The following is a 19,459-nucleotide window of genomic DNA, read 5'->3' as shown; positions in this document are numbered from 1 at the left end:
CGTTACCTCTTTAGAATAGAGATATATTCATTTTTAAGGAGGATACAAATGAGTGATAGCAACCAGAATCAGAGTGAACGATTTATAGAGGTTAGACCTGCCATGTCCATTCAGGGTGTCGGCGTTCGAACGACAAACGAAGCGGAGGCAGGACCGCAAGGCAAGATCCCGCAGTTATGGGACCGGTATTTCCAAAGCGGTTTGCAGACGCAATTATCTGATAAGGATCAAGCTATCTATGCTTTGTACACGGATTACGAAAGCGACGCATCCGGGGCGTACACCTTCATTATCGGCAACAGGATAGAGGAAGACGTGGCTGTTGCAGCTTCTTCGGAGGGGCTGTTACAAGCATCCGTCCCGGCAGCCAAATACATGGTATTCCGGACAAGACGCGGCCCTTTGCTGGAAATCGTCCCACAGGTGTGGCATGAAATTTGGAGTTATTTCCAGCAATCAGCCGATAAAAGGACGTATACCGGCGATTATGAACGCTATGACATGCGGCAGTTTGATCCCGCGAATACTGTGGTGGATGTTTATATCGCCATTGAATAGCGGTCAAGAATCGGCAGATGCCTCCAGTGCCTGCAGTGGAGCTAACAATTCTTCGGGTAGTACAACTCAATCCGGGAATATGCGATATTGGCCAAACATGAGTGAGAGGGTGATCCTACAATGGGATCACCCTCTTTATTTTACGATCCAAAGCGCGACTTCTTCACCATCGTTATGAACGTAGTGCCGCCATAATTAAACGTTGCAACTTCCGAGAAGCCCAGCTGGGTATACAAGCGAATGGCTCGTTCATTGAATTTGGCAACGGTCAGCCGAAACGATTGGCGATTGTGATATTCAGCGATGGATGCCAGCACGAACGAGAGGAATTCTTTTCCCCGGCCTTGTCCGGTCGATTCCGGTATCACGCCAAGTCCCAAATCCAACAAATTCCCGTCATATGCACCTAACGGGATCCCGATCGGAATTTGGGCCGATGAGCCTGTACAGCAAAAGCCGAAGAGCTGCCCTTCCTCGTCCAGTATGGCGTAATACGAACACTCCAGAAGTTCTTTTCGAAACTCCTCATCCGGACCGCTGTTGTAGAAGTCATAGGGTGGTTCATAGCTCCATTGCATAATTTGATCGGCATACGTTTCGGTCATGGCCGTAATACGAAGAGGCATTATTCTCATCCTTTGGGTTTGTTGATATAGGTTTCTTCCCCATATCCTTTAATTCGATTTGGAAGCGAAAAAACCTTCTCTTCCAGGTACATGGCCGGTCTACAGGACCGAGCCACTATGGAAGAGAAGGCATCCATTCCGAAGATTCAGCTTATTTAAACCCGGTTAGTGCCGATCCCGATTTCATGAAATACTTCTGTCCGAAGAAATAGATCAGGATCATGGGAATCGCCATGATGGTGGAAGCCGCCATCAGTTTCTCCCACTGCGCCCCGTGGTCCTGCTGAAAGCTTTGCAGGCCGACGGTGATGGTCCATTTTGCTGAATCGTTCAGATAAATGAGCGGGCCCATGAAATCCACGTAAGACCACACAAAAGAAAACAAAGCGACGGTGGCTAATGCCGGTTTCAGGATCGGCATGATGATCTTGACATATATTCGCAGCTCCGAAGCCCCATCGATCTTCGCTGCCTCGGACAATTCGGTCGGTACGCCAAGCAGGAACTGCCGAAGCAAAAAGATGAAGAACGGTGCCCCGAAGAATGCGCCGATGGTAAGCGGCATGATCGTATTGACCCACCCGAGCTTGGTGAAGATGATGTACTGCGGAATCATCTGCACTTGCGCCGGCAGTATCATGGTCGCCACCACGATGGTAAAGATGATGTTCCGGCCCTTCCAAGGAATGCGGGAAATCGAGTAGGCTACCAGCGGCGCAGAGAAGAGCTGACCGATGATATTCACCATACAAATCAGAAACGTGTTCATCATGTAGCGGGTAAAGGGAATAGCTGAAAGCGCCTCTTTATAATTGGACCACTGAAACGTCTCCGGGAAGATGCTCGGCGGGAACTCGAGAATCTCTTCCGGCGTCTTCAACGAGGTCATCACCAGCCATACGAATGGAAACAGAAAGATCACAGCGAATAGAAGAAGGACCAAATGCGGTATGATCACCCGCAGCCTGACAGCCATACTTAATCACCTCCGTAATAGACCCAGCGGCCTGACGTTTTTAACAGGATGAACGTAATCAGCAGCACAATGATAAACAGAATCCAGGCGAGCGCCGAGGCATAACCCATCTTTAGAAAGACAAAGGCTTCCTGGTACAAATTGACCGCGTAGAATAGCAGCGATTGCTCGGGCCCGCCCAAAGAGCCGCTTCCGTCCACCTTGCCTCCGGCCAAGATGTAAGATTCCGTAAAGATTTGAAAGGCACCGATCAACCCCATGATGAGCTGAAAAAGAATAATGGGGGACAGGGCAGGGACCGTGATCTTCCAGAATCGGTACCACCAGTTCGCTCCATCCACCTGAGCGGCTTCATAATATTGCCTTGGCACGCCCTGAAGGGCGGCCAGGAAAATTAATGCGCCTGCACCCGATCCCCATAGGCTCATCAGGATAAGAGAAGGTTTCGTATAACGGGGATCAAGCAGCCACGCCGGGTCTGTCAAACCCAGGGTGCGAAGTGCCATGTTAACCAAACCGAAGTCGGGGTTCAGCATCCATGTCCACAAGAGAGCACTTGCAACGATGGGTATGACGGATGGAAGGTAGAAGATGGTGCGGTAATAATTGATTCCTTTCACTTTGAAATTGAGCATCATGGCAATCAGCAGAGAGACCGCCAGCGTGATCGGCACGGATATGAACGCCATGAAAAAGGTGTTACCGAGCGACTTATAAAAGCGGTCATCCGCAAAGATTAACTCGTAATTCTGAAGCCCTACCCACTTGGGAGGGCTGAATAAATCGTATTCGGTCAGACTCAGGTAAAGCGAACCGAAAAACGGGTAGACCGTAAAAGCCAGAAAGCCGATAATCCAAGGAGAAGCGAACGCCAGGCCAAGGAATACATAATGACGCTCCTTCCTGGACCCGCCTAGTACGCGTTTTCGTTGATTGGCTGCTGTGGAGACCTTCATCTTCGCGATTCTCCTTCGCTTTAAGTATTTAGTATGCAGCTCCGCCCAATCCAGCACTGCATTGGACAGAGCTGGCTTAGCTCATCATTTCACCAGCGGCTGAATCTTTGCCTTTACCTTGTCCAAGCCTTCCTCCATGCTGACGGTACCTCGGAGAATAGCATCGTATTGCGCGCTGAATTCCGTCATGTACTCGTTCGCGTAGGAAGAAGCCGGGAAGGACTTCAAGTTACTGCTCCCCGAATAGTCCAGGAATTCCTTGAACCCGGGCACATCCTCATAGAGTGGATTGGAGAAGGCAGAGTTCCTCGTCGGGAGATTCCCTAGGGCAGCCGTAAATTCGGCCATTTGCTCCGGCTCGGTCATCCATTTGATGAATTTCCAGGAAGCGTCCGGGTTTTTAACGCCTTTCGGGATATAGAATACGCTGGTAGTCACATTTCCGGAGTTTTTAAATTCCGGGTTGTCCTCATCATAAGGAATCGGGGCAATGCCATAATTCAGATCAGGCGCGTACTGTTTGATGAAGGTGGGCAGCCATTCTCCGTCAATCGTCATCGCATACTTGCCCGAGAAGAACGGATTCTGTGCCGACATGTATTGGCCAAGTCCGGAAGAGAATCGATCCAGATTATCGGAACCGTATTGATCCCAGATCTCCTTCGAGAGCTTAATGGCCGATTGGATCCCGGGATGGTCCGGGGTCACCTGCTGCGTCGCTTCATCATAAAACGATCCGTTGAAGGCATAGCTGAACGTATACGCATCCATTCCGGGCCATAATCCGAGCCGCTGGAGGCGCCCGCCATCCTCGACGATGCTCAGCTTTTTGATATATTCTTTAAGCTCGCTTATTGTTTCCGGTGGACCGTCATAGCCGGCTTCCTGCAATATATCCTTGTTGTAGAACAGCATGGATACATGCATGGCCGTCGGGATTGCATACGTCTTGCCTTCATGTTGGGACGTGCTTAGGGCAGCCGGCACAAAGTCCTTAAGATCCAAGCCGTCCTTTGTTATATAATCATCGAGCGGCATCATGGCGCCGCGCAGCCCCCACGGCACGACATTTTGTCCAAATTGGGATGCGATGTCCGGAGGATTGCCCCCGGTAATCGCGGTAAGCTGTTTCTGATAGTCGCTTTGGGATAGACCCTTTACTTGAATGTCGGGATTGGCCGAGTTCCACTTGGCAATCAATCGTTCCAATGCTTCCGCTTCCGGTCCGGTCCATCCGTACCAAAAGTCGAGCGTTACGGCATCCTGGGGATTATCGGATGGCTTGTCACCATCACTGCTTGATTGCGGCGCATTGCCGCCTGAGCATCCTGTTGCGATAGAGAACAATAGAATAAGGCTCCAGATCCAATGTTTCTTCTTACTCATTCCTCTTCCTCCCCTTGAGCTATCGTGTACAATCCGTGTAACGTAATCAAAGTTCTATTAATTTCCCTCCCCAAAACAGTTGACTAAACAACCGGCCCTGATCCAGTTATTTGTAAGAATTATGGATATCGTAGCATGTAAAAAAATCATTTCATTTCACTATCGTGTTCAAAAATAGGATTATCGTATGGCATTGACCGTTCTATTTGATCGCTTGTTTACGAAAGTCGGTGGGGGAGATGCCCGTGTATTTTTTGAAGATTCTGCAAAAATAGGAGAGTTCGTTAAAACCGGTGGAGTAGCAAACATCCGTGACGGTTAACTCCGGCTGCTTCAGCATCATCATGGCCTGTAGAATCCGCAGGTCGGTGAGATACCGGTTGAATGTTTTGCCTGTCCATTCTTTGAAGAGGATGCAGAACGTGGACCTTGATAAATTCGATAGGGTGCATAGATCATTTATATTCATATCTTCCTGGTAGTGGTTATGGATGTGATCAACGACTCTTGTCATGATTCCCCGGTATTTCTCTGATTTCTCGAATCCTTCTCTGAGCAGTTCACCGTTGACCTGCCGTATTAGAATCGAGAGGAGGATAAGCAGCTTCGCCTTGAGCGCAATTTGAAAAAAAGGGGTTCGTCTCTCGTATTCAATCAGCATGTCCTTCAAGACATTTTGGACTGTTACGTCGGTAACGGCGTCCAGCGTTATTTTGGCCTGGGCGTTCATATCCTTGCGCAAAAAGTATTCCAGGAACGCCACATCGAAAAAAGCGTGATCTGTTGGCATTTCCTGGAATTTCTCGTTCACGAAGGCAGGCATAAATTCGCATCCATAAATCTCGATGTCCTCATCGGGTGAAATGCTGACACTATGCAAGGTAAATGGAGGTATAACAAAAATATCGCCCTTGGAGATCTCGTACGCCTGTTCATTGACGGTGTGTTGGAATGCCCCTTTCGCCACATACCAAATCTGAAAATAATCATGACAATGCGTCCATAAGCTCTGTTGATAGGTCAATTTATACATTTTGCACGGAAGACCTTCCAACATTTCCATCTTTGAGTTAAAATAAACGACACCTGATCCAGTTAGTTCTTCAAGATCCACCTGACTCCAATAAATACTCATGCTTTACCCTCCCCTATTGATGTCCTTCAGATTTAAGAAAACGCTTTCAATTTAGTAGTCAGCCATTTTCTTAAAGATGATTATCCCTGAAAAACGAATCGTGTACAGCATTCCTCTTCCTGCCCTTTGAAATATGTTTCGCATTCGCAAACATCCTATTTCTAGGGAACGTGGGGTTGTTATGAAAATTGTATATTTGGATGGTTTGAGAGGTTTAGCTGCCTTCATCGTGGTCGTATCTCATTTTTTTCAGGTATTTGCACCGTCGGTTTTTGAGGGGAGGAAGGAGATCGAGCATTTCGCTTTCGAGGGGATTGCCGCGCGAACACCGTTCAATCTGCTGTTTAACGGCAACTTCTCGGTCTGTCTGTTTTTTGTGTTGAGCGGATATGTGCTCAGCTATCGATTTTTTCAAACCGGGGACAGGCTCGTCATCTATTCGTCTGCCATTCGCCGCTATTTTCGTTTGGCCGTACCCGCCCTGGTGTCCGTTTTGTTTGCTTATCTGATCCTCGTGCTGGATCTCGGAGCGTACGGCAATATACGCGGAATGACGTTATCTTCGATGCCGGATCCGTTTGCTGCTGACGCCAATCTGTTGGTCATGCTGAAGGAAAGCCTGGTTCATACCTTTTTCACGTATGGATCGCAATACAATCCCGTGCTTTGGACGATGACATACGAGCTGTTTGGATCATTCCTGATTTTTGTTATTCTAGTAACTTGTGGCCGTCATGCGATTCGTTATGCCGTTTATGCCGTCCTTATCTGCGTATTCATCGATTCCTATTACCTGGGATTTATATTGGGCATGCTGCTCAGCGATGTAAAGAATAGCGGGAGGGACTGGCTGGCATCTATTCATCGGCCCTGGATCCATATCCTGCTTCTCTGTATCGGTATTTACACGGGCTCCTATCCCTATGTCGCACCGCAAGGAACGATTTATTCGCTTCTTCAATGGGGAGCTTCCGATTTTAATTTTTTTGTGTTCTATCATGTTATCGGATCCTTTCTCATCCTAGGGGTCCTGTTGAATTCGAAGCGAATGCAGTCGATATTCAGCCACAGGGTTTTTGCGTATTTGGGTAAAGTCTCTTTTTCGTTGTATCTTGTGCACTTCACCGTTATTTGTTCGCTAGGTAGCTTTATATTTCTGTTTCTTAGCCCGTTTCTAACCTATGGCTCCAACGTGCTGCTTACAACGTTCATCACGTTCCTGGTTATCGCTGTTACGGCCCATGGGTTCTACAGGCTGATTGATGCCCGAATCCTGCTCTGGTTGACGCGGTGGAACAAGCGGCTGTTCTCTGCTCAGAAATTAAGGGGACAGGGACCTAGTGGGCAAGCACAAACGGAGCAGACCATGAAGGCCGATTAAATCAATACAGATCCGTTTACCTCAGCTTATGGGCGAAAATAAAACGAAAAAACCTTCTCTTCCGCGTGCATGGCCGGGCATACGCCCGGTCCATGCCGAGAAGAGAAGGTTTTCTTATGTCACACCGACCATTCAAGATCCGCTGGCATGGGTCTGCACCACATGCTGCCTGCGGTAGGCGCCCGGCGTCATGCCGACGGCCTTCTTGAACGTCCGGTTGAAGGAGGTAATGTTGAGATAGCCGACACGCTGGCTGATCTCATTGACGGTCAAGTCCGTGCATGCCAGCAGTTCCTTCGCTTTGTTCATACGGATGCCGAGCAGATGGTCGCTGAAGTTAAGACCCGTCTTCTCCTTGACATAGACGGAGAGGTAGGCGCTCGACAGGTTCAGCTTGGCTGACAGATAGTCGAGAGACAGATCATCGGCATACTGGTTATGGATAATGTTCATGAACATGGCGATGAGCGGCTCTTCGCCAGTATCCTTTTTCTTGCGAATGAGGGCGCAGGAGGCTTCGACGAGCTGACGGAATACCCCCTGGTAATCGGTTAAACAATGGCATTCCGCCAATCTTGCGCTCCACTGCTTTAACGATTGGACAGATGTTTTGTCAATTTGGGCCGTCTCCATGTAACTTAGAATCTTGGAAGCGACCGAATCGGCGAAGAAACGGAATTGCGAGATGCCGGCCTCCTTGCGCTGCATGGCTTCGAGCGCCAGATCGATGATTTGCAAGGAGCGGCTGTCGCTGCCGGATTGCAGCGCGTCAAGCAGTCCTTTTTCCTGAGACGGGCTTAGGTTGACAGTGTTTGGAAGGACCCGCTGCTTGGTTACCATCTGTGATTCCTCCAAGAGATGTGCCTGTGCGGTCAGTCCTTTGACCTGATGGTAGGCTTGATTGAATTCGGACGAGTGGCTCACTTGGGAACTGACGGCGATGGTGACAAGGAACAATTCCTTTTCCTCATTTAACATGTCCTTGATTTCCTGCAGCAGTTCCTCCAGGCGGGCGGCTTCCTCCCGTTTAAAGATGGATACGATCTCATTCTTTTCGATCTGGAACGTATGGGATCCCGGATAGCGTTCTGCCGTGATCAGGTGAATATGCTCCAGCATATGGCGGACCGCCTGATCGGTCTGGAGGGGGAGCTCATAAACCGGATTCATCCGGAAACGGATGTGATACAGAACCACGATGAAGCTTCCGTCATCCGACAGGAAATCCTCCCACTCGCTTATATCGGTATTGATGCTCTTCAGCTGACTGATATAAGAGTAACTGGTTAGAACGGATTTATGCTTGTTCATGCGCTCCCGTATTTCTTCCTTCTCCCGGAACAGCTCTTGAATCCGGTTCTGGATCAGATCGTATTCGGTGATGCTTCCGGCCTCCGGCATGGATGAACTGTTGGCTCTGTTCAGCACGGTTGTTAAAATCTGCTTCACCGGCTTGTGCAATCTGCGACTCAGGAAAAAGGAAGCGGCAAGGGCCACGCCAAGCGACAGGCAGAAGATGAGCAGCAAACCGCCGGTCAACCGGCTGAGCTGCGAAGAGACATGGCTGTAAGGCACGGCCGAGACATAGGTCAGTCCGTCGGACCCGGCTTCGGCAAAATAGTAGGTTCCATCTTTGAGCACGGCCTTCTGTCCGGCTTCAAACGTCGGAAGCTGATCTTGGTTCATGGAGCCCAGCATATAGAGCACTTGGCCTTCGTCATTCAGAATGGCGAGTGCACGATCATCGGATTCGCCGAAGAAGGACTGAGCGGCCTTGTCGATATCGATAAGGGCAATGACCTCATAAGGACTGTCCGGCTGCTTGTAGACAAAGGGCATCAGTGTTTTCTCGGACAAATCGTTGTTGACTCGATAAGTAGCCGCAGGGAGAAGTTTGAAGGATTCCCGATGGCCCTCGTAGCTGCTCCAGAACGAATAAGGATACCTCGGGCTTGCATAGGAACGGTTGAACATATAGGAAGCATCGCCGCTTCCGGATTTGCTCAGTACAAAATCAAACTCCCGGAGATAAATCAGGGTGTCCTCCAGAAAGAACAGCGGGTTATAGATATCGCTCCGCATCTGCATCATCACATCCCGAGCCTTCAAGTAATTGACTTCGTTTCCGGCCTGGTGGCGAAGCTGATTATTGAAGCCGATTAATTCGGATTGATTGTATATATCGAACATTAATACCTGCAGTCTGCTGAATTGGTTGTTGAACCGCTCTGCCGTATCGTGAACCGCCTGCTGGCTGGTATCGATGATTTCTTTCTGCAGGCTGGTCTTAAAGAGTTGGAAAATGACCGTATAGAACAATCCGAATAACACGATGATGGCCAGAAAGCTCAGAAAAATTTTAAAGAACACACTGCGGCTTTTATGTCTGATCCAATTCACAGCCTTCCCCCCTTTGTATTTTTCTGACGTTCAAGGTTTCACAACATTATATAGGACAAGTGTTAAGGATTGTGCCCGATTCATGTTAATCGTTCGTAAAAAATGGATAGTCAATATTTTAGATTTTAAGCAATGCTTTAGGAAAACGGCGCTTCTGCCCATCCATCCAATGAAAGGCGAGACATCATTAAAATGGTCAATACCCCTTAGACGTTCGGGTCGTTTATGATGCAGACGTGGACCTTTAAGACACACGAAGACGCATAGACGAAAGAGGGGGGATTGCCGATTTTACAACGTCATCTAAACACCGTGGAAGCGCATTCAAACATTCGCAGGAAAAGTGCTTGGCGAAGATGGATGATGCAGGTTCGCAGAAACTGGCAGCTGTACGCTTTATTTGCACCAGTTCTGTTATACTTCATTGTATTTCATTATGTACCCATGTATGGCGTCCAGATTGCATTTAAGGATTTTATTGCGAACAAAGGGATCATGGATAGTCCATGGGTAGGCTTCAAGCATTTTGAACGCTTTTTTGACAGCTTTTATTTTTGGCGCATTATCAAAAACACGATGGGCATCGGGTTATATGAGCTGGCGGTCGGATTTCCGATTCCGATTATTCTGGCATTGATGATCAATGAAGCCAGATCGGGCCGGTTCCGCCGATTTGTACAAACCGTAACTTATGCACCCCATTTCTTATCTACGGTGGTCGTCGTCGGCATGATCATGATGTTTCTGTCGCCGGTCAGCGGCCTGGTCAATTCGATTATCACCTCCTTCGGCGGAGAGCCTATCGCCTTCATGACGGAGCCCTCCTGGTTCAAGAGCATCTACGTATGGTCCGGCGTGTGGCAGGGCATGGGCTGGAGCTCTATTATCTACTTGGCGGCACTCGCCGGGATTGATCCGCAGCTGCATGAGGCGGCCAAGGTGGATGGAGCAGGCTGGTTCCGGCGAATATGGCATATCAATCTGCCGGGCATTGCTCCAACGATGACCATTCTGCTGATTCTGAACATCGGTTCCGTTCTGGGCGTCGGCTTCGAGAAGATCTTCCTGATGCAAAATTCGCTCAATATGGAAGCGTCTGACGTCATTGCTACGAATGTATACCGGAGTGGTATACTGGGTGCCCAGTACAGCTTCTCGGCTGCGGTTGGCCTGTTTAACTCCGTTGTAAACTTCATCCTGCTGATTACCGTAAACCGGATCGCCCGAAAAGTCAGCGAGAACAGCCTATGGTAAGGAGGAATGATGCGTATGCCGCAAAGCCGAAGTGAACGAATAGCCGGAGTATTTATTTACATTATACTATCTTTTATCACGCTCCTTGTACTGTATCCTTTATTTTTTGTTCTTATTGCTTCCATTAGTGCACCAGAAACGGTCATGCGAGGGGAAGTATGGCTCTGGCCCAAGGAGCTGTCATTTGTCGGATATGAGCGGTTGTTTGCCAATTCGGAGCTTATGCGAGGATTTCTGAACACCTTGCTCTATACCACGACGGGAACGGCGCTGAATGTTCTGATGACCATTGCGGCAGCCTATCCGCTCTCCAGAGTTGACTTCAAGGGTCGACATGTATTTACACTCATCATTGTCTTTACCATGTTCTTCAGCGGTGGGATGATCCCCAATTACTTGCTGGTGAAGGAGCTGGGAATGCTGGATACGATTTGGGCCATCATTATTCCTTCGGCCGTATCGGTGTGGAACATTATCATCATGCGGACCTTCTTCCAGAGTTCCATTCCGAAGGAAATGCAGGAGGCCGCGTTCATCGATGGGGCGTCCAATATGCGGGTACTGCTGCGGATTGTGCTGCCGTTATCCGGACCGATATTGGCCGTGATGGTGCTGTTCTACGCCGTAGGTCACTGGAATTCGTATTTCAGCGCGCTGATCTACTTATCTGATCGTGCTAATTATCCGATGCAGCTGTTCCTGCGCGAGATTCTGGTACAGGGACAGATGCAGGAGATGGTGGATATCAGTGACGATTCGCTGGCGCGAAGTCTGATGGACGCGGAAGCCATCAAATATGCGGCGGTCATTGTGACGAATCTGCCGATGCTGCTGCTGTACCCGTTCCTGCAAAAGTATTTTGTGAAGGGCGTTATGATTGGTGCAATTAAAGGTTGATTACGGATATTTCATGAGGAGGAATTGAATTTTATGGTGATGAGAAAATGGACTTCACTTACATTGGCAGCTGTACTGGCAGCCGGATTGCTGGCAGGCTGCGGTAGTAAAAGCGGGGAAAGTGCAACGGATAAAGGTGAGACGCCGCAAGCCAATTTTAACGAGACCGGCATGCCGATTGTGAACGAGCCCCTCGATCTGACGTTCTTCACGGGCAAGTCGCCATCAAACGGGAGCAAATTTGAGGAAACGCTCGTATGGAAAACCTATCAAGAGATGTCCAATGTGAATGTGACCTGGAACCTCATTCCATTCGATACCCTGACCGAGAAGCGGAACTTAGCGCTGGCAGGTGGAGATTATCCGGATGTATTCTACTCCGCAAGGGTCAGCTCCGCAGAGTTAACCCGTTATGGGGAGCAAGGAGTATTTATACCGCTGAATGATCTGATCGATAAATACGCACCGAATTTCAAAAAGCTGATGGAAGAGTACCCGGATATTCGAAAAGGCCTGACGATGCCGGACGGCAACATTTATTCCCTGCCTTCTTTCTACGATCCTGGGCTGCTCTCCATGTTGATTGGTACACCGATTTGGATTAATCAGGAGTGGCTGGATCAGCTCGGGATGAAAGAGCCGCAGACGACAGAAGAATTCTATGCGTATTTGAAGGCGGTAAAAGAAACCGATCTAAACGGTAACGGAAAGCATGATGAGATTCCTTTCGCTTCAGCAGGCATTACCGGAATCATCGATCACTTGAAAGGATCTTGGGGACTTGGCACAAGCGGACTTGGCCATAAATTGGTGGACATAGATCCGGACACTGGGAAACTGCGCTTCACCAAAGCTTTGCCGGAGTATAAGGAAATGCTCCAGTTTGTAAACAAGCTGCACCAGGAAGGACTGCTCGATAAAGAGATCTTCACGATTGAGGGCGGCGCGTTGAATGCCAAAGGGCAGGAGGGCCTGCTCGGTGCTACGATTGTGCCGAATCCGGAGATGGTGATGGGTCGCAAAGAATACATCGGGCTCGGGGCGCTTAAGGGACCGCATGGTGATCAGCTCTACTCCCACGTCAAAGTGCCGATGGTTCACGTAGGTGCATTTGCGATTACCGATAAGAACCCGAATCCGGAAGCAACGATCCGCTGGATGGATTACTTCTACGGGGATGAGGGCGCCCAGTTCTATTTCATGGGTAAAGAAGGCGAGACATTCACGAAGAACGCTGACGGTCAGCTGGAGTATGTGAAGGAGATTACGGAGAATCCAAATGGATTAACGCAGGATCAGGCGTTGGCCAAGTATTTCACTTGGCTCGGGGGCAGCTATCCGGGCTTTGTGCGGGAGCAATGGTTTAAAGCCTCGGAGACACGACCTAACGCCATGGCCGCAGCCGAAAAGGCAGAGCCGTATGCCGTGAAGGAGATCCTGTACAACTTTAACTTTACATTGGAGGAAACGGACGTCATGACCTCGATCGGTAAAGACATCGAGGATTACGTTAAGGAAATGGAAGCGAAATTCGTAAACGGCTCGGCCTCGTTCAGCCAATGGGATGAGTATGTGAATACACTCAACAAGATGGGACTGGACCGATATATGGAGGTTTACCAGGCCGCTTATGAGCGCTACCAGGCGGAGTAAGCAAAAACGATGACAATCGAGAGACGCGGTACGGGGAGGAACCCGTATCGCGTTTTTTGCTAATCCAAATCATTGGTGAAATATCCCAACAGGGGTGATAAGATCATATTTAAATACATTAGATGCCCCCATATAAATGAGTGCTCAAAATCCCCACCTTGGCGGGAGTAAATTCGTAAGTATCGATATCATGAGGGGAGGAGTCGCACATAGAGCGGAAGACGACTTTCAGGAATATTCCCAAGGGATTCGCGGCATGGTTATTTAAGCAGAGGCGCAGGCATAGCTCAAATAAAAAACTGGAATGGATAGTTGAGCGTTTGATTCAGGGTTTTCTGATCATGTGGGCCATCCTGTTCATACGTTGGTGTATATTGATAACGATTGCTACGATGAGGCATTTTGGAATCATTGATTAATGCCGATGAGTATGCGGGTACTCGTTCTGATAAGGAGAGTATCCCAATAGATATGAAGGTAATTTCAAGCGGCAGTTAGCTCGGACACAGCCGCCGCTTGCAGAAGCCCGGCATGGATGTCGCGGCTTTTTTGCTGTCTATCGTCCATTTTACACAAACCGCGACGTTTATTGAGGATGCGTTAACACTTCTTCCTTACACTTGGATTTAAATAAGGATAGAAGAGGGGATATAGAGTTGAAGCATAAAAGCATGAAAGTAGTCTCGCTGTTGATGGCGGCGGAAATCACGATGGCCTCTTTATTTTCGGCAGGCACCGTGATGGCTGAAGAGGGACAGGAGATACTCCAGAAGGCCAGCGCGGAAACAGCATCCCAAGATGCAGCTATCGCTGCCGTTGATTTTGGCATTACCGATAAGATTTTTCCGGATGCGCATGCAGAAGAGGCATACACGGTGACTGTTGATGTGTATGGTGGACAAGCACCGTATACCTTCTCGGCGACGGGTCTGCCGGCAGGCTTGGACATCGCGTCCGATACAGGATTCATTACGGGTACGCCTGCTGCTGGACAAGAGGGCGAATATACGGTTGAGGTAACGGTGCAGGATAGCGCAGCCGTACCTGCGACGGCCCAGTCGCTTGTGAAATTGCAAGTATTGGGGAATCGCCCAGATCCGGTGGCTGACAAGCTGGCCATGAGGATGATCGGACATTATTCCGTGGGTACCTCCAATAAGGACGGCGGCGTGGCGGAAATTGTAAAATACAACAAAGATAATGGAAAGCTCTATCTAGTCAATGGTTCAACCCAGCCGGCAAGTCTCGAAATCGTATCTCTTGGCACTGACGGCAGCTTGCTGAAGGACAAGCAGATTAATGTGGAAGACTTGGCAAGCACAGACGGTTTTCTGTATGGGGACCTGACCAGCGTGGATATCAACACCAAGACGAAGCAGGTTGTGGTCGCTGTACAGGAGCAGGATCATGCAAAAGCCGGCAAGGTTCTGGTACTTGATTACGAAGGCGGCTTGATCAAATCTTATGAAACCGGCATCCAGCCGGACATGGTCAAGTATACGTCCGATGGCCGTTATATCCTGACGGCGGATGAAGGCGAACCTCGTACGGAGACCGCTCCTGATCCGGAAGGAAGCATTACCATTATCGACACCATATCAGGCGAAGCAAGTCATCTGAAGTTTGATGACCCGTCGATCATTGACGATCAGGTACATATTCGCGGACCTGTGGAAGCGGACGGGCAAATTCGCAGCACCGGAACCAAAGCTGAAGCGATTCGTGATCTGGAACCCGAATACATCTCATTGTCCGAGGATGAGCTGACGGCATATGTCGCCTTGCAGGAGAACAATGCGATTGCTGTGGTCGATATCGCCGCGAAGCGTATTCAATCGGTCAAAGGGCTCGGGTATAAAGATTTCAATCAACCAGAGAATCAGCTCGACCTCCTGAAGGATGGACAAATCAAGTTTGAGAACGTTCCTTTTTACGGCATGTATATGCCGGACGGAATTGCGACCTATAGTGTGAACGGACAGCAGTATATCCTGTCCGCGAACGAAGGGGACGCTACCGGCTGGGATGACCGAAGCAATGAAAGCAACATTGGCAAAATGAAGCCTAGTCTGGATCCGTTGTCTCAGGCAGCTCAATTTTTGGCTGACAAGGGAACCACCTATGACAAGGTTGAAGTTGCCAGCGATATGGGCACTGGAGGACTGTATCTATATGGGGGTCGCTCATTTTCCATCTGGAATGCAGCCGATTTGTCCCAGGTGTACGACAGCGGCAGTGATTTTGAGAAGATTACGGCCGAGCGCTTGCCGGATCATTTCAATGCCAGCAATGACAAAACCGATCTGGACAGCCGCAGCGCCAAGAAAGGACCTGAACCGGAATATGTTGCCGTGGGTAAGGTCGGACAGAAAACGCTGGCTTTTGTCGGACTGGAGCGCATTGGCGGGGTTATGACGTATGATGTAACGAATCCATCCAATCCTGCGTTTCTGAACTATATCAACACACGGGATTTTAACGGCGGGATTGAGTCGGATTCCGGGCCGGAGGGACTGGACTTTATTCCGGCCGCGGACAGCAAGACAGGACGACCGCTGCTGCTGGTCGCTAATGAGGTCAGTGGGACGGTGGCCCTGCTGGAGCTCCAGGTGACCAAAATTACGCTGGACCAGACATCGCTGAAACTGAGTCCAGGCGGCGCACCCGAACTATTGCATGCGAGCGTGGAGCCGATTCAAGGCGGTTCAACCGAGCTGGCTTGGAGTTCCTCCAACGAAACGGTAGCTGCCGTAGACCAGAACGGCCTGGTCACGCCGGTCTCCGCAGGGGAAGCCGTGATTACCGTCCTGAGCAAAGATGGCTACGGATCAGCGGTCGTGCCGGTTAAGGTAACGGACGGTTCAATGGATGGAGAACCGTGGAAGTTAACGGTGATGCATACCAACGATACGCATGCGCATCTGGCGGAAGTGGCCAGACGAGCCACGTTGGTTCGGGAGGTCCGAAGCGAAGGCGGGAACAGCCTGCTGCTGGATGCAGGGGATGTATTCTCCGGCGATCTGTATTTCACCAAATGGTTTGGGCTGGCGGATCTGGCCTTCATGAATTATATGGGTTATGACGCGATGACGTTTGGCAACCATGAATTTGACCAAGGCACCAAGACGCTTGCAGATTTCGTGAGCAAGGCGCACTTCCCGCTTGTCAGCGCGAATGTGGATCTTAGTCAGGATGCTAACATTTCGCACCTGATTCGTAAGCCGGCGGTGATCGATACCGATCAGCCAAAGACGACGGCAAATAACGGGGTATATCCATACGCGACATTGCTGGTTGACGGCCAAAAGGTCGGGGTATTCGGCCTGACGACCGAGGATACGGCCGAGACCTCCAGCCCGGGGAAAGACGTGGTCTTTCGCAATGCGGTGACTTCGGCCCAAGCAACGGTTGAAGCGATGGAGAAGGACGGGCTTGATAAGATCATCGCCTTGTCTCACCTGGGTTACGCCAAAGATCAGGCGCTGGCCGAGGCCGTCGAAGGCATCGACCTCATTGTCGGAGGCCATACCCATACGACGCTCAATGCACCGGAAGTGGTGACGGACAATCAACACGGTACACCAACCGTCATCGTGCAGGCGAATGAATGGGGCAAGTTCCTCGGCCGGGTAGACCTGCAGTTTGACAAAAACGGCGTTGTTCTCGTTGGCGAAGGCGAACTCGGCGGCAAGCTGATTCCGGTAGACAGTACGGTCCAGGAAGACGCGAAGGCCAAGGATATGCTGGCTCCTTACAAAGCGGAATTGGAAGAACTGATGAAGCAGGTTATCGGTACTGCAGGCGTCGTACTTGACGGCAAACGCGAGAATGTCCGCTCCAAGGAGACGAATCTCGGCAATCTGATTGCGGATGGCATGCTGGCTAAAGCCAAAGAGCTTAAGAAGGCTGATATTGCCCTTACCAATGGTGGAGGTATTCGCGCCGCGATCGATGAGGGCGAAATCACGATGGGCGGGCTGCGTACGGTGATGCCTTTCGGAAATACGCTGTTTGTTATGGACGTCACCGGACAGCAGCTGAAAGACGGATTGGAAAACGGAATAAGCGGTGCCAAACTGGCGGATCTGCCAGGAAAGTTCCCGCAAATCGCCGGGATGAAATTCAAATGGGATCCTAGCGCTCCGGCAGGCGATAAAGTGTTCGACGTACAGATCATGAAGGACGGAAGCTACAAACCTCTGGTATTGACCGAGACGTACCGGATGGCAACGAACAGCTTTGTAGCCAAGGGCGGGGATGGATATAAATCCTTTGCCGATGCGATTGCCGAAGGAAAATACAACGAGGATCTGGGTTACCCGGATTATGAAATCTTCATGGAATATGTGAACAAGCTGGGCGGGAAGGTCATGCCGAAAGTCGAGGGGAGAATCACGGAGCAGAAGAAACCGGCGAATCCGGGTGACGGCTCTTCTCCTGGATCAGGATCAGGCGGGTCGGGAGGCGGTTCTGTAACACCGCCGGTATCACAGCCTAATCCTCCTTCCGCTGGCGGAAACACATCATTGCCAAACGTAATGACAGGCAAGGATCTGAATATAAGTGATGCAGGCGGAGCAGTGGACCGCATTACGGTGAAGGAAGAAGCGTGGAAGAAGGCGGTTGCCGGATTGTCTGCGAACGGGCAGCAGGAACTCATTATTCGGGCTCCGGAGTTGAACCGTGCCGCCGAGTTGTCCCTTTCGGCAGCAGGTCTGAAGCTTGCCATGGAACGGAATTCGAATGTGACCCTGGTGCTGGAGACCGCACTTGGCGCCTTCCGTCTTCCAGTAACGGCTCTGCATTTGGATGAGGCTTTGAAGCCGGCACAAGGCTCCGGCAGCATCCAAGTGAAGGTATCCGTGGCTCCGGCAGCAAGCAAGGTAGCGGATGCTATGACAACCAAGGCAGCTTCCATGGGCGCGTCGATGGCTGCGAACGGAGCGCTTCAGTTTGCCGTAGCGGTTGGAGCACCAGGCGCAGAGCAAGAACAGAAGGATTTCGGGAAGCGCGTCATCAGCCGCATCCTGCCGCTGCCGGCAGGGACAGCTTCGAATTCGGTCACTGCTGTAATTTTTGACGCAGATGCGGGAAGCTTCCGATTTGTACCGGCTGCAGCGACGACATGGAATGGTAAACCGGCCATCGAAGTGAAGCATGCAGGAAACGGCATTTATGCACTGCTGCAGTATAAGAAAACCTTTGCCGATCTAAACGGCCACTGGGCGAAAGAGGAAATCGAATCCATGGCTTCCAAGCTGCTCGTGAACGGAGTTAACGCTAACTCGTACGCGCCGGGCAAGGTAATCACGCGAGCAGAGTTTACGGCTATGCTGGTCCGCGCGATGGGACTTAGTCCGGTCATCGAGAGCGGAGCATTCAAGGATGTTCAGGATGCCTCCGCGTATGCCGGCGAGATCGGGGCAGCGTTGCGTTACGGCTTGATCGAGGGCGGCACTGGCGGTGCCTTCTCGCCCAATGCCAGCATGACTCGTGCCGAAATGGCTGTGATGATCACCCGGGCCATGGAGGCGGTAAGTCCGACAGGTCTATCGGATCAGGGTGCGAATGCCATTATTGAATTCAAAGATCAGGCGTCCATCCCTGCCTGGGCCGCTGCCCATATTGCCAGCCTTACGGAGCAAGGCATCCTCCGGGGCGACAACCAGGGTCATTTCGGAGCGCTCGATTCGGTTACCCGTGCGCAAGCGGCACTTGTTCTGAAGCGTACTTTGGCAGCGTTGAAATTTATGAACTAAACGAAGCAGGAATCCATTAGAATTATAAGACCGGCCTTAAGGTTGCTGAAACCTTAGGGCCGGTTTTTTTATACCAAAGTAAATTGCGAGCGGTTAAAGAGAAGTACTCTGGTATCCGATAATATCCGTAAGTGTTAAAGGATGTGAGTTCATGCGCATTGCGTCTGCATATACATATTGGGGTCAGGTGAAACGATGGACGCCGAATCGGCCCAAGGCGGATGTGAACAGCTGCTCCAGAAGAGCAGGAAGGAAGAAGGGAATAAGGGAAAGCTGGTAACCGTAAGGAACTAGGCTATGCCTCAGTATATGGTTCAACCGGGTCGGTACCCGTTCCAGCTGAAGATATTCGATATCACATAAAATGAATAAATACCAAAAAAACATACTGGTAACAAATCGATACTTGCTGTATAATTTTCAGTAAGTCTTGGTTGAACGTGAGATTTTTCATTGTTTTCAACTCTAATTTCACTTA

Annotated in this window: 12 protein-coding genes; 6 read left to right on the top strand and 6 right to left on the bottom strand. The window is 50.1% G+C overall.

The window, feature by feature from the left end; translation table 11 throughout:
* Positions 1-48 precede the first annotated feature (48 nt).
* Positions 49-558, top strand: a complete 510-nt coding sequence (locus DP091_RS12375) for a GyrI-like domain-containing protein (protein WP_113058602.1) — start codon at positions 49-51, stop codon at positions 556-558.
* Positions 559-698: 140 nt separating this feature from the next.
* Here the strand turns inward: DP091_RS12375 and cpaA are convergent, their stop codons facing one another.
* From cpaA to DP091_RS12350, 5 genes are all read right to left on the bottom strand, one after another.
* Positions 699-1,184 carry a capreomycin N-acetyltransferase CpaA gene (gene cpaA / locus DP091_RS12370; RefSeq protein ID WP_113058601.1) on the bottom strand — a complete coding sequence of 162 codons (486 nt, stop codon included), beginning with the start codon at positions 1,182-1,184 and terminating at the stop codon, positions 699-701.
* Positions 1,185-1,335: 151 nt separating this feature from the next.
* Positions 1,336-2,160 carry a carbohydrate ABC transporter permease gene (locus DP091_RS12365; protein ID WP_113058600.1) on the bottom strand — a complete coding sequence of 275 codons (825 nt, stop codon included), beginning with the start codon at positions 2,158-2,160 and terminating at the stop codon, positions 1,336-1,338.
* Between the two features lie 2 nt (positions 2,161-2,162).
* Positions 2,163-3,116, bottom strand: coding sequence for a carbohydrate ABC transporter permease (locus tag DP091_RS12360; protein ID WP_113058599.1), 954 nt, complete (start codon positions 3,114-3,116; stop codon positions 2,163-2,165).
* Positions 3,117-3,200: 84 nt separating this feature from the next.
* A complete protein-coding gene (locus DP091_RS12355) occupies positions 3,201-4,502 on the bottom strand; it encodes an ABC transporter substrate-binding protein (RefSeq protein ID WP_113058598.1) in 1,302 nt (433 codons plus the stop codon).
* Positions 4,503-4,704: 202 nt separating this feature from the next.
* Positions 4,705-5,637, bottom strand: coding sequence for an AraC family transcriptional regulator (locus tag DP091_RS12350; protein ID WP_113058597.1), 933 nt, complete (start codon positions 5,635-5,637; stop codon positions 4,705-4,707).
* A gap of 181 nt (positions 5,638-5,818) precedes the next feature.
* Here DP091_RS12350 and DP091_RS12345 point away from each other — a divergent pair, with 181 nt between their 5' ends.
* On the top strand, positions 5,819-7,018 hold the full coding sequence (locus DP091_RS12345) for an acyltransferase family protein (protein ID WP_258394498.1): 1,200 nt from the start codon (positions 5,819-5,821) through the stop codon (positions 7,016-7,018).
* 132 nt (positions 7,019-7,150) lie between these two features.
* Here the strand turns inward: DP091_RS12345 and DP091_RS12340 are convergent, their stop codons facing one another.
* Positions 7,151-9,418, bottom strand: a complete 2,268-nt coding sequence (locus DP091_RS12340) for a helix-turn-helix domain-containing protein (RefSeq protein WP_113058595.1) — start codon at positions 9,416-9,418, stop codon at positions 7,151-7,153.
* Positions 9,419-9,781: 363 nt separating this feature from the next.
* Between DP091_RS12340 and DP091_RS12335 the strand changes: the two genes are divergently transcribed.
* From DP091_RS12335 to DP091_RS12315, 4 genes are all read left to right on the top strand, one after another.
* Entirely contained in the window at positions 9,782-10,672 is an 891-nt protein-coding gene (locus DP091_RS12335; protein WP_233355163.1) for an ABC transporter permease, read from the top strand.
* 15 nt (positions 10,673-10,687) lie between these two features.
* Entirely contained in the window at positions 10,688-11,569 is an 882-nt protein-coding gene (locus DP091_RS12330; RefSeq protein ID WP_113058593.1) for a carbohydrate ABC transporter permease, read from the top strand.
* 33 nt (positions 11,570-11,602) lie between these two features.
* Positions 11,603-13,222, top strand: a complete 1,620-nt coding sequence (locus DP091_RS12325; protein WP_113058592.1) for an extracellular solute-binding protein — start codon at positions 11,603-11,605, stop codon at positions 13,220-13,222.
* Positions 13,223-13,878: 656 nt separating this feature from the next.
* A complete protein-coding gene (locus DP091_RS12315) occupies positions 13,879-18,981 on the top strand; it encodes a choice-of-anchor I family protein (protein WP_113058590.1) in 5,103 nt (1,700 codons plus the stop codon).
* The last annotated feature ends 478 nt before the right edge of the window (positions 18,982-19,459 follow it).

It is taken from the genome of Paenibacillus sp. MDMC362 (assembly GCF_003269305.1).
Classification (GTDB): Bacteria; Bacillota; Bacilli; order Paenibacillales; family Paenibacillaceae; genus Paenibacillus_AQ.
The sequence above is the reverse complement of the archived record's forward strand: the minus strand, read 5'-3'. Positions and strand labels throughout refer to the sequence as shown.